Genomic DNA, 12,223 nt, shown 5'->3' on the forward strand with positions numbered 1-12,223 from the left:
GCGGCTAGCCGCTAACCCCCTGCGCAAGAAATGCATCGTCCGGCAGCTCGCTGGGCTCTTTGTAGATAACACCCGCTTTCATCACAAACAAAACCCGCTGCATTGCCGCAATATCCTCCAGAGGATTACCGGCCACGGCGATAATATCGGCTATCTTGCCCTCACCAATACTGCCGAGTTCATCTTGCACTTGCAGCAGTTCGGCGGCATTCCAAGTGGCTGAACGCAGTGCATCTGCCGGGCTCATTCCCCCCTGAACCATCAATAAAAACTCACGGGCATTATCCCCGTGACGGGTAACACCGGTGTCGGTTCCAAAGGCAATTTTTACTCCGCGCTTGTGGGCACGACTAAATGTATCCTGCATCAGCGGACCCATAGTCGCGGCTTTGGGACGCACCAAGTCGGGCAAAAAACCTTCGATCGCCGATTTTTCTGTCACCCACTCGCCAGCCATCAGGGTTGGCACAAACCAGGTGTTGCTGCGGCGCATCAGATCCATCACCTCATTATCCATATAGGTACCGTGCTCAATGGAGTCTACTCCCGCTCGAATCGCGCGGATCATTCCCTCTTTGCCGTGAGCGTGTACGGCTACGGTAAAGCCATAGTCCCTAGCAGCTTCAACAATTGCCTCCAATTCATCCGGCATAAACTGTGGGTTTTGACCGCTCTTTGCCACACTCAAAACCCCGCCGGTCGCAGTGATCTTGATCAGGTCTGCGCCGTCTTTATAGCGCTGGCGGATCGCTTTTCGCGCGCTGATCGGCCCATCGATAACACCATCGACCGGCCCCGGATTCCCCATCAAATCCTGCCTGAGCCCATTGGTGGGATCAGCGTGCCCGCCGGTGGTTGCAATTGTCTTGCCCGCCGTATAGATACGCGGGCCCTCCACCAAACCGTTGTTGATTGCATTGCGCAAACTCACGGTTACATTATCGTGATCACCGAGATTTCGAATGGTGGTAAATCCAGCCTGTAGCGTACGGCGAGCGGCATCCACGCCGCGCAGGGTAAAGTCGGCGGGGCTCCAGCTGAAAGATTCCATATAGGCACGGGGCCCAAACTCGTAAGTTAGGTGGCTGTGCATATCCATCAAACCCGGTAAAACCGTATATTCACGCAAATCGATCAAGCGCTCCCGATCGTGTCGGGCAAACCCTTTCTGCACAGAGTCGACCCGCCCGTCGACGATATGGATGGTGCGATTTTCCAATAATTTTCCATTACTGCTATCAAATAATTTACCGGCGTAGATAGCAACGCTCTCAGCCCCCGCCTGGCAGCTAAAAAGCCCGGCAAATAGCGACAAAGCCACGGCGGCTGCGCGGTTGACAAAGTAGCTTCGGTTGGTCTTTGTTGTCATTGTCGTCCCCAGTAGATCTCTTTTAGATTCTTAACGTCCTTACCAAGATCGCACAATCTACGCAATTACTCAGGCGAGAGGAAGACTCTATGAAAATCTATGAATTTGCAGTAGCGCCAAACTGCCGGCGTGTTCGTATGTATATGGCAGAAAAGGGCTTAGACGCAGAATATATCGCTGTCGATATTGCTAAAGGGGAGAATCTTAGCTCAGAGTTTCGCAGTAAAGATATCAACAAAAAAGTGCCAGTGATGGAACTGGATGACGGCACTTATATCGCGGAATCTGTAGCTATTCAGCGCTACGTTGAGGAACTGCACCCAGAACCGCCCCTCTTTGGCCGCGACCCGAAAGAAAAAGCCCAGGTAGAGATGTGGAATCGCCGCGCCGACTTCAACCTTATGCTGCCTGTGACGATGTGCTTCCAGCACGTTGCCGGTTTCTTTAAAGACCGTATGAATATCTATCCCGACTTTGGCGAGGATGCGGGTAAGCGGGCTGTTACGTTTATGGACACACTCGACAGCCACCTCTCTGATCACGAATTCTTGGTCGGTGACTATTTTTCAGTAGCAGATATCAGCATGGTATGCGCTCTGGATTTCGGCAAAGTGCAAAACCTCCGCCCGGACCCCGCAAAACACTCGCACTTAATCCGCTGGCGCGAGCAGCTTAAAGAGCGCCGCAGTTTTAACGCGTGATTGTTGCGGCCCCGCCCCAATAGGGCGGGGTACATTGCAAATCAGTCTTTGGCGGGCAGCACCTCTACGGGACCAATATCCAACGCTTCAACCTCATCTTGGATCTTGCTCAGGTCCCCGACAATTACCCAGGTAAATTGCCCTGGCGCAAGGTATTCCCGAGCGGCTGCCTCCACTTGCTCCTTGTTTAGGGCTGAAATCCGCTGGGGATATTCAGCGATATAGTCCTCCGGTAACCCCTTTTCCAGCTGCCAATTAATACTGGACAGCAACTGCCCCTTGGTCTGGAAGCGCGCACTCTGCTTGAGCATTTCATCGTTCTGGTAATCCTCAAGCTCTTTCTCAGTGATAGGACGGCCACCCAAGTAATCTTTATACTCCTTGAGCAGCTCTTTGATTGCCGGGGCCGTTTTATCGGTTTGCACCGGGGCAAACAGGATATAGGGGCGCTGCCCCTCAGTATCCAGGGAAACCGCGCGGGCACCATAAGACCAGTGTTTATCTTCACGAAGGTTCATATTGACCCGGGAAGTAAATTTTCCGGCAATAGTATTAGCCATCGCATCAAAAGCCTCGGCGCCCTGCGGCTGCCACGGCGGCATCAACAGACCCGCCATAATATAGCTCTGCTGTGCGCCGGGACGATCGAGTAAATAGACACGGGCTTTTTCCGGGCGCGGCACCTTGGCAACTTCGATTTTGGCAAGCTCCGTTTTAGGAGCCGTCCACTTGCCGAGAGTTTTATTCAAAAGCGGCTCAATCTCTTTCTCGGTCACATCCCCCACGATAACCAGAGTTGAATTATCCGGGCGCACCCAGGTTTTCTGGAATTTCAGCAGGTCTTCACGGGTTATAGACTTAATCCCCTGCGGTGTACCCGAGCCGGTCAGGGGGGAGCCGTAAGGGTGATTTTTTCCAAACAATAGCGGTGGCAGTTCACGCATAGCCAGCCCCTGGGGCTGGGCCTTTTCCTGCGCTATTGCATCCAATCGATTGGACTTAACCCGCTCCAGGTCAGACTCGGGGAATCGAGGCTCAGTGACCACCTTTTCAAATAGTTCCAGCGACGGTTCCAGCTGGGTTTTGAGCGCACTCATACTGATATTGTTGTAATCGAGCCCACTGCTGCTGCCAATATTTACACCGAGCTCTTCTGAGCGGGAACTAAACTCCAGGCTATCCAGGTCGCCGGCACCCTCATTGAGCATTTGCGCCGCAACTGAAGCCAGCCCCGGTTTATTTTTATCTGCGGAGGCACCACTGCGAAATTGCAGATTCATCAGCACCACCGGCGTATCGTGGCGCTCCGCCAGAACCACCTTTAAACCATTTTTCAGGGTGAATGCTATTTGTTTTGGCAACTCCAACTCTACGTTTTTATCTACCTCTGGCAGCTTACTGCGGTCGGCCCCCTCCGCCGCTGCGGTATACTTCTGCTGCGGCGCAATAATTAAGGTGTAAGAGTCCTCTTTTAGCCACTGTCGGGCCACTTCTTGAACCTCGAGAGCAGATACCTTGGCGTAATCCTCGACACCTTTAACCAGGGCTCCCGGATCGCCGAAGTAAAATTCAGAGCGGGCAAGAATATCGCTCTTACCGCCAAAGCCACCGGTTTTTTCCAGTCCTTTTACCAGTCCGGCAAATTCACTCTGCTTTACGCGGCGCAATTCCTCCGCACTCACACCATTTTTGGCGAATTGCTTGAGTTCTTGGTTGAGTAAATCTTCGACCTTCTGTTCAGACTGTCCCGGCTTCACATCGACAATTATTATCAACTGCCCGGCCAGTTGGCGACCGTAGTAAAAAGCGCTAACACTGGTTGCCACCTGCTCATCGCGTACCAAGCGGCGATAGAGAAGGGAATTTTTTCTGTTGGCGAGAAGGGACGTCATCAATTCCAGCGCATCTTCCACTTCACTCCCGACCGCAGGTACGTTCCAAACCTTATAAATACGAGTTTGTGGTACCTGATCGTAAACGACCTCCCGCTTTTTCACTTGGGTAGGCAGCTCCCAGTTTTTAATTCGCGGCTGCACACCGGTACTCGGAATATCGGCAAAATACTTGCGCGCCTTGGCCATAGCTTCTTTGACCGTGACATCCCCGGCAATAACCAATACCGCATTGGCGGGCTGATAGTGGTCCTCAAACCACTTTTTTACATCCTCAAGGCTGGCGTTATCCAAGTCTTCCATCGAGCCAATCGGTGTCCACGAATAGGGGTGCCCCTTGGGGAAGGTGCTTTTGGCAATAATATCGAACGCTTTGCCATAGGGGGCATTCTCCCCCTGGCGCTTTTCATTCTTCACCACACCACGCTGCTCATCCAGAACCTCCTGGGTGATCGCCCCCTTGAAGTGCCCCATTCGATCGGACTCCATCCACAGAGCCATATCCAGGGCGCCCTTGGGTACGGTGGCGAAATAATTCGTGCGGTCATTGTTGGTTGTGCCATTCATATCGGTGGCACCAGAGCGCTGGAACGGTTCGAAATACTCACCGGGGAAGTTTTCACTTCCGTTAAACATCAAATGCTCAAATAAATGAGCAAAACCGGTCTTACCCTGCGGCTCATCTTTAGAGCCCACTTTGTACCAAATATTGGTGGAAACGACCGGGGCCTTGTGGTCCTCGTGCACAATTACCGTCAAACCATTGGGCAGCACTTCTTTGTGGAACGGAATATCCAGCTTTGGCGGCGGGACATAGGCGCCCTTATCTGACGCCGCTGCCTTACTGCTAGCTGCGGCTTCCCTATCCACCGAAAGCGCGTGGGGCGTATCATCGCTGGACTGCCCACAAGCGGAAAGACCGCTAATCGCAATGGCAACGCTGATCAGTAGCGGACGCAGGTGCATATTGTCACTCCCTTTTAAAAACTGCGGCTTGAGGATGGCAAGTTTAGGCCAGCTTTACTCTCAGTGTCAGCTAAACCTTTCCCCATCGACAAATTTACAAAAATTCCAGGCAAAAAAAATGGGCACCGAAGTGCCCAAGTCAATACATCACAGAGAGAAGCGAAGTGCTAATCGCCCAAGGAATCAGCCTATCAACCCTACTCCCATACTAAAAAATCTTACGCAGCCACAGTACCGGACTTACCTTCGGCCTCTCCTGCCACTGAGTGGTGACCAAAGCGCTCCTCGGCAACTCGATCCGCCACGTGGGCGGTAGTCTGACCGGTTTCATCGGCGCGCTGGAACACTTCTTTCATCGTGTTGCCGATCTCTTCGATATGAGCGCGCACTTCAGCGGCGTCGTAATCACCTTTCTGCTGATAGTACACATCGATAATACCGCCGGCATTAATGACATAGTCCGGTGCGTACAGAATGCCTTTTTCACGGAGCACCTCGGCGTGGCGCTCTTCTGCCAACTGGTTGTTAGCGGCACCGGCAATGGCCTGTACCTTCAAGCGGCTGATGGTGTCGTCATTGAGAATGGCGCCCATCGCACAGGGAGCGAACAGGTCTACGTCCAGGTCGAAAATTTCGTCGGCGGTTACGGCTATCGCACCCAGCTCAGTAACCGCGCGATCGATATTGTCTTGGAAAATATCGGTCACGAACAGTTCCGCACCGGCATCTTTCAGCAGCTTGGCGAGGCGGAAGCCCACATTGCCAACGCCTTGAATAGAGACTTTCAGGCCGCTCAGGTCTGTTCTGCCCCAGCGGTGCTCTGCCGCAGCTTTGAGGCCCACAAACACACCGTAAGCCGTTGAGGGAGAGGGGTCACCGCCGTATTCGGAGCCCGCAAACAGGCCGGAGACAAATTCGGTTGTCTCACCGATTACACTCATATCTGAAACACTGGTACCAGAATCTTCAGCCGTAATGTAACGGCCGCCGAGGGTATTAATAAAGTCACCCATGGCGCGCAGCAACTCGGGGGTTTTTTCTTTACGCGGATCGCCAATAATTACGGATTTTCCGCCGCCCAGTTTGAGGCCGGCCATTGCAGACTTGTAAGTCATACCGCGGGAAAGACGAAGGACATCATTCAGGGCCTCGCCATCATCGGCGTAGGGCCACATACGGCAGCCACCGAGGGAGGGACCCAAATTCGTATTGTGTACCGCGATGATAGCCTTCAAGCCACTCTTTGCATCTTGGTAAAACGCCACTTGCTCGTGTTTATCGTAGGCGGAATGGGAAAAAATACTCATTAACTGTTCCTCTCCGGAAGGCCGGTTCTACAGCTGGGGAACAACCACAGCCCTTATCTGTTTTTATGTGGGGTAAGATTATATCCAGCTCCCACAGACAAAGTTTGCATATTTTGCACACATGAGCGCTGTAATAGCGAAAATATCATCTGATAGCAAAATTTTTAGGACACCCTTTCACACCAGAACAACCTGGGCCGCCCAGTCATTAAACTGGGCGGCCGGCTCCACACCCCGATCCCCCTCCGACTGAGAGGGGGGCTCCCCCATCCCCCAGCACTGACGGCATGCCTATAAATTCCCTATAACCACCCCTGGAGAGAAAATCATTTCTCTATAAAGCCCCCACCGGGAACCGCTTTTAACATCCACCCTAGCGCTCCCTTTTTTCCAAAAGAATTTGAAAAACTCATAACACTGGCAGCTGAGAGCACTTCTGCGCCCACCTCGTTACACCCTCTGCGCATGGTCTGGTAGAATCCGCGCCCAAATCGACCCATAGAGATAAACTCGATGCTGAATGCCGACGCTCTGAAACAACTTTCGCAACTGAAAACAGATATCCGCTCCAGTAAGGAGTTTGCCGAGGGCCGGGTTCGCGGCAGTAACGGCAAGTTTGGCTTTGTTGAGTTGGATGACGGAAGGGAAGCCTTCCTACCTCCCAATGAAATGGAGCGTGTATTTCCCGGTGACCGGGTCCGAGTCAGTCTCTCTGAAGAGAACAAGGGGAAACTCGCGGCGGAGCTCGACGCACTGATCGACAGCCAGCTCGACTATCTCGTTGGCCAATACGTACAGCGCGGCCAGGGCCACTTTATCCAACCCACGCAAAATGGCTTGTCCCGCTGGATCTTTCTTCCGCCCAAGGCTCGGGGCAAAGCCCAGCCGGGAGAATTCATCGCCTGTAAAGTAAACCGCCACCCGTTCAAGGACGGCAGGGCGCAGGCCAAAGTGGAAACCGTGATCGGCAAACCCGATATGCCCGGCATTGAGCACGCCTATGTGGTCGCTCAATTTAAACTGCCGGAACAATTTGCTGCTGGCGCGCAAAAGCAAGCGGATACGATTGCCGAAAAACTGAGCGCAATTACCGCTGAGCGCAGCGACCTTTCCGAACTGGGCTTCGCGACCATTGACGCGGAGAGCACCCGCGATATGGACGACGCCCTGACCGTCAGCAAGCGGGATGGCGGCTGGACCCTACATATCGCTATCGCCGACCCGTCCTCGGTGATCGATGAGAACAGCCCGCTGGATAAAGAAGCGTTTAATCGCGCCCACAGCCAGTATCTGCCCGGCGAAACCCTGCCGATGCTGCCGCGCAACCTTTGTGAGAACCTGTTCTCCCTGGTCCCCGGCGAATTGCGCCCCGCCCTGGTGATCCATATCGATATCGACAGCGATGGCAGCATCGGCAATAGCCGCTATGAATTTGCCGCTATTCGCTCTCAGCACAAACTGAGTTATGAGCAGGTTAGCCGCTTTATTGAAGGCGACGACTCCGCTGTACCCCAAGAGCAACAGGACAGCCTGCGCAATTTGGCCGCAGTCTACGAAGCCCGCGCCGCCTACCGCGCCAGCCACTCACTGGCCATGGAAGATCGCCCGGACTACGAAATTCGCCTGAACGACCAGCGCAAGATCGAGCATATCGAAAAGCAGGAGCGCAATATCGCCCAGCGCATGGTCGAGGAGGCAATGCTCGCCACCAATATCAGCATGGGCGGCAAACTCGCCGAGATTGAGCAGGGCTGCTTCTCGGTTCACCTGGGCTTCCGTGAAGAGCGTATGGGCGAGGTTCGCAGCCTGCTGAAAGAACTGCTGCCCGAACAGGCAGAGGCCGATCTAAGCCAGTTGGAACACTACCTGGCACTGGTTAAGCAGCTGGAAAATCATGAAGAGCCCCAGATGAAGAACCTGCTCGCCGTGCTCAAGCGTATGCTGCGCCCGGGACAGCTCGACAACAAGGCGGGACCTCACCTGGGACTGGGCCTAGAGGCCTACGCCACCGTCACCTCTCCAATTCGCAAGTACAACGACCTGCACAACCACCGCGCACTGCGCGCTGCCGCGCAGGATACAAAAGCGCCCTCACTGGCCGATGACAAGATTGAGGCCCTGCAAGAGAGCCTGATTCGCGGACGCCAGGCAAATCGCGCCCTGGAACAATGGCTCTACGCCCAGTTTATCGAAAGCAAAGTCGGGCAGGTATTTTCAGGGAAAATTACCTTGGTGAACGGTGCCGGCATTGGCGTGCGACTCGACGATTTTGGCATTGACGGCTTTGTGCGCATGAATGGGGACAAGAAGAATTTGCCGGCCTTCGATGGCAAGCAGTTGATTCTCAGCCACAACGAACAGAGCTTCCGCTTGGAGCAGGAAGTTTTCGTTAAGGTGGCATCTGTCGATGTCGACAAGCGACGCATCGCTTTCGAGCTGAGCGCTGCACAAGCTAAAGCCGATACGGCTCAACAATAAAGTCCAGTCTGTTTATCCAAGCCCGGCTCTCGCCGGGCTTTCCCGCCGGGGCCCCAAGCCCAGCGCCTGTGATCGGCCAGCTAACCCACAGCTCCGGCATCAATAGAATATATCGAGGCCACTGATGAGCAATATTGCTACATTAAACCCCACGCCACTGTGGGCACACTTCGCCAAACTCTGTGAAATTCCACGTCCCTCCAAACATGAAGACCGCGTAGTGGAATATATTGTCAACTTCGCCAAAGAGCGCGACCTCGGCGTTCAACTGGACGAGATCGGCAACGTTATTATTAAAAAGCCCGCCACCCCGGGTATGGAAGACCGCAAGACCCTCGCGTTGCAGAGCCATGTCGATATGGTGCCGCAAAAAAATGCAGATACTGAGCACGACTTTCTCACCGACTCCATCAAACCCTATGTCGATGGCGACTGGGTAACCGCTGAAGGTACCACCCTCGGTGCAGACAACGGTATTGGGGTTGCCGCTATTCTGGCGCTGATGGAATCTACCGATATTCCCCACCCCGCCTTGGAGGCCCTGCTGACAATTGACGAAGAAGCAGGCATGACCGGCGCCAAGAATCTCAAGCCTGGCTATTTTGAAGCTGACCTGCTCCTCAATCTGGATACTGAAGATGAAGGCGAGCTGTATATCGGCTGTGCCGGCGGTGTCGACGTCAATGTCAGCCTGCCCTATACGCCAGAAGCGATCCTGCCCGGTGCCGAGGCAGTAAAACTGTCTGTGCGCGGTCTCCGTGGCGGGCATTCAGGCCTGGATATCGACAAGGGCCGAGGCAATGCCAACAAGATCGCAAACCGCATTATCCACGCCATTCTAACCCAGGTCCCCGAGCTGCGTATTGCCAGCCTGGATGGCGGTAGCCTGCGCAATGCGATTCCCCGCGAATCCTTCACAACCCTGGTCGTACCTTCAGTAGCGGTCGATAAAGTACAGGAAATTGTAAAAAGCGAAAGCGCGCAAATTGCCCGTGAACTGGACAACGAAGCGGCACTGGATATCGCCCTGGAAGCTACCGAAACTCCAGCCAACACCCTGGACGCCGATAGCCAATTGACCCTTATTCGCGCAATCCGTTGCTGCCCCAATGGCGTTGAACGAATGAGCACTGCTCTCGAAGGCATAGCGGAGTCATCCAACAATTTGGCCCGCGTTGTAACTACGGAGGAAAACGGTGAGCATCGAGTAAAAATCCAATGTCTTGTCCGCAGCCTCTCCGACAGTGCCCGCGACCAACACGGTCTCAATGTCGCCGCCACTTTCCAGCTGGCCGGTGCGGAGACAACACTGGACAACGACTATCCGGGTTGGACCCCGAACCCCGAATCTCCGCTGCTGGCGATGATGAAAGATGTCTATAAGGATATGACCGGCGAGGATGCCGAAGTGAAGGTTATCCACGCCGGCCTGGAGTGCGGCCTACTGGCCAAGCCCTACCCCAACTGGGATATGGTTTCCTTCGGCCCCACTATTCGCCGCGCCCACTCCCCTGAAGAGAAGGTACACATCCAGAGCGTGGCCAATTTCTGGGATTACTTTATCAAAGTGGTCCAGGCCATCCCCACCCGCGACTAAACACTCAAATGGGTCCTGGCTTATCCCAGGGCCCAGCCCTTACCGCCCCACCCAGTCCCGTACAGGGGCTCAGCACGGCACACACCGCGCCCTCCTCTTTTTAGCGTCTAAAGCTGGAGAAGTTTGAAATCCAGTGCTGCGCAACATCTTTGCGGCGGCACACCCAGACTGACTCAAAACTCTGGATATATTTCAGAAACCGGTAAACCCCTGTAGCCCGGGCAGGATGGCCACTGACCCGCCCGTGTAGACCGACACTCATTAACTTGGGGCACACACTCCCCTCCCGCCAAAGTTGGTCGAAAGCGCTTTTAAGCAGTGAGAAGAAATCGTCGGCTGTCGTACAGCCACTGGGCAGCAAGTACTGTATATCGTTGTTGACCAGGGTGTAGGGAACCACCAACAGTGGGTCAGCTTGCTGCCCCCAAAAGGGCAAGTCGTCACTATAGGAGTCCGATGTATACAGCAGCCCCTCAATTTCCCGCACCAGCGATCGGGTGTGGGCACTCACCCGCCCCGTATACCAGCCAAATGGCGGCCTGGTGGTTAACTGTTCAATCACCTTAACGGTGAGTTGAATATCGTGTTTTTCACGGCCTTTAGGGCTATTTTTATAGTCAATCCAGCGGTACCCGTGCCCCGCTATCTCATGGCCCCCAGTCACCAACGCCTGGGCCAAAAGGGGGTTAAGTTCCAGCGCCTGCCCCGTAGCAAAAATGGTTAAGGGCACATTAAAACTCTCAAAGATATCGAGAAGCCGCCAAACCCCCGCGCGCGAACCGTATTCATACATACTCTCCACACTGAAATCCCGCCGCCCAACTCGTGCGGGCCTACCCGGGAGTTCATGCAGGTAGGATTCAGATTCCCGATCACCGTTCAGCGGGCTGGACTCGGAGCCCTCCTCCAAGTTCAAGACAAATTGAACGGCTATACGGGCCTCGCCAGGCCAGTGGGGGTGGGGTGGGCGGCCGGCGTAACCCTCCAAGTCTCTCTCGTACATTAACCCAGCTCAAAAGTAGTCACACCAAAAATGCGCTCTTGAGCCATATCTGGCACTGGCCCCAGGTACATTTTCGCACAGCCAAAAACCTCCTCCATTCCATAGTGCTTCGCCAGAGACATAGCCGCAGTGTTATTTTCTGGCACATCCAAAAAAATAGGCCCATCATCTGCAAAGATGGCCAGTCGCTTCAGCAGTAAATCTGCCACTTTGTAACTATCTGCAAACAGTGGGCCGACTTTAAACCCATCGCGGCAACGCCTAATCACACCATAACCACAGAGATTGCCAGACTGAACATACCCCAAACTCAATGCCTCAGGCTGTGAAATCCACGCTTTGAGAAATACTTGCCGATCTGCGGGAAAGCAGGTCCGGTCATAGGCCATTAACTGATCGAAGGGGACCTCACTGAGCGGGACAACTTCAGCGGGGCATCTACTGTTTTCACCCCCAAGGGCCGACGGTTCAACACGATAGCGGAGATCGCGATGGGAAAAGTTAAAACCACCGCGAGCATAGTAGTCCTGCATCGCAAATACCCCGTCCATAGCAATACTCGCATCCGGCCTCAAGCGGGCTTTTAACCGGTCTCGGCGAAAATGCCAAAGCTGATTACCCAGCCCGTGGCCGCGAAATTCAGGCCGGATAATAAAAAAGCCCATAAAACCAAAACTATTACCATAAGCGGTGATGGCTCCACCACCGATTAATTCCCCCTGTATCTCCGCTGCGATATAGGCTTGCGGGTCCGTTTTCCAAAAAATTTCTGCATCATGCAAACCCGGATTCCAGCCTTCAAGCGCAGCCCAGTCAACCAGCAAATCCAATTCTTTACGGGTCATCGCCCGAGTGGTCAATGCTTCATGCATAAAGTTGAAATCCCATTGATATCGTATTTCCTCAACCA

Annotated in this window: 8 protein-coding genes; 3 read left to right on the forward strand and 5 right to left on the reverse strand. The window is 54.0% G+C overall.

Annotation, left to right across the window (positions count from 1 at the left end):
• Nucleotides 1–4: 4 nt before the first annotated feature.
• Nucleotides 5–1,369 carry a metal-dependent hydrolase family protein gene (locus ACJJIF_RS08055; protein WP_444931704.1) on the reverse strand — a complete coding sequence of 455 codons (1,365 nt, stop codon included), beginning with the start codon at nt 1,367–1,369 and terminating at the stop codon, nt 5–7.
• A gap of 89 nt (nt 1,370–1,458) precedes the next feature.
• Here ACJJIF_RS08055 and ACJJIF_RS08060 point away from each other — a divergent pair, with 89 nt between their 5' ends.
• Nucleotides 1,459–2,070 carry a glutathione S-transferase family protein gene (locus ACJJIF_RS08060; RefSeq protein WP_444931705.1) on the forward strand — a complete coding sequence of 204 codons (612 nt, stop codon included), beginning with the start codon at nt 1,459–1,461 and terminating at the stop codon, nt 2,068–2,070.
• Between the two features lie 41 nt (nt 2,071–2,111).
• Here the strand turns inward: ACJJIF_RS08060 and ACJJIF_RS08065 are convergent, their stop codons facing one another.
• Nucleotides 2,112–4,928 (reverse strand): M16 family metallopeptidase, encoded by a 2,817-nt coding sequence (locus ACJJIF_RS08065; RefSeq protein ID WP_444931706.1) that lies wholly within the window; start codon nt 4,926–4,928, stop codon nt 2,112–2,114.
• A 218-nt stretch (nt 4,929–5,146) separates the two neighbouring features.
• A complete protein-coding gene (locus ACJJIF_RS08070; RefSeq protein ID WP_444931707.1) occupies nt 5,147–6,235 on the reverse strand; it encodes a Glu/Leu/Phe/Val dehydrogenase dimerization domain-containing protein in 1,089 nt (362 codons plus the stop codon).
• A gap of 513 nt (nt 6,236–6,748) precedes the next feature.
• On the opposite strand from ACJJIF_RS08070, the gene ACJJIF_RS08075 reads away from it, so the two are divergent.
• Both ACJJIF_RS08075 and ACJJIF_RS08080 read left to right on the forward strand, forming a co-directional pair.
• The gene (locus ACJJIF_RS08075) at nt 6,749–8,713 is read left to right on the forward strand and encodes a VacB/RNase II family 3'-5' exoribonuclease (RefSeq protein WP_444931708.1); all 1,965 of its coding nucleotides are present in this window, start codon (nt 6,749–6,751) and stop codon (nt 8,711–8,713) included.
• A gap of 124 nt (nt 8,714–8,837) precedes the next feature.
• Nucleotides 8,838–10,310, forward strand: a complete 1,473-nt coding sequence (locus tag ACJJIF_RS08080; protein ID WP_444931709.1) for an aminoacyl-histidine dipeptidase — start codon at nt 8,838–8,840, stop codon at nt 10,308–10,310.
• 100 nt (nt 10,311–10,410) lie between these two features.
• Here ACJJIF_RS08080 and ACJJIF_RS08085 read toward each other — a convergent pair whose 3' ends face one another.
• Nucleotides 10,411–11,313 carry a polysaccharide deacetylase family protein gene (locus ACJJIF_RS08085; RefSeq protein WP_444931710.1) on the reverse strand — a complete coding sequence of 301 codons (903 nt, stop codon included), beginning with the start codon at nt 11,311–11,313 and terminating at the stop codon, nt 10,411–10,413.
• On the reverse strand, nt 11,313–12,185 hold the full coding sequence (locus tag ACJJIF_RS08090) for a GNAT family N-acetyltransferase (protein ID WP_444931711.1): 873 nt from the start codon (nt 12,183–12,185) through the stop codon (nt 11,313–11,315). Before ACJJIF_RS08090 ends, ACJJIF_RS08085 begins: the two co-directional genes overlap by 1 nt.
• Nucleotides 12,186–12,223 lie beyond the last annotated feature (38 nt).

The sequence above is a fragment of the Microbulbifer regidiadema (SeqCode) genome (assembly GCF_052467605.1).

Bases quoted from the DNA above. Each gene is read 5' to 3' on its own strand.
- ACJJIF_RS08090 (WP_444931711.1), bottom strand. From the start codon at position 12,185: ATGCATGAAGCATTGACCACTCGGGCGATGACCCGTAAAGAATTGGAT.
- ACJJIF_RS08060 (WP_444931705.1), top strand. From the start codon at position 1,459: ATGAAAATCTATGAATTTGCAGTAGCGCCAAACTGCCGGCGTGTTCGT.
- ACJJIF_RS08085 (WP_444931710.1), bottom strand. From the start codon at position 11,313: ATGTACGAGAGAGACTTGGAGGGTTACGCCGGCCGCCCACCCCACCCC.
- ACJJIF_RS08080 (WP_444931709.1), top strand. From the start codon at position 8,838: ATGAGCAATATTGCTACATTAAACCCCACGCCACTGTGGGCACACTTC.
- ACJJIF_RS08065 (WP_444931706.1), bottom strand. From the start codon at position 4,928: ATGCACCTGCGTCCGCTACTGATCAGCGTTGCCATTGCGATTAGCGGT.
- ACJJIF_RS08055 (WP_444931704.1), bottom strand. From the start codon at position 1,369: ATGACAACAAAGACCAACCGAAGCTACTTTGTCAACCGCGCAGCCGCC.
- ACJJIF_RS08075 (WP_444931708.1), top strand. From the start codon at position 6,749: ATGCTGAATGCCGACGCTCTGAAACAACTTTCGCAACTGAAAACAGAT.
- ACJJIF_RS08070 (WP_444931707.1), bottom strand. From the start codon at position 6,235: ATGAGTATTTTTTCCCATTCCGCCTACGATAAACACGAGCAAGTGGCG.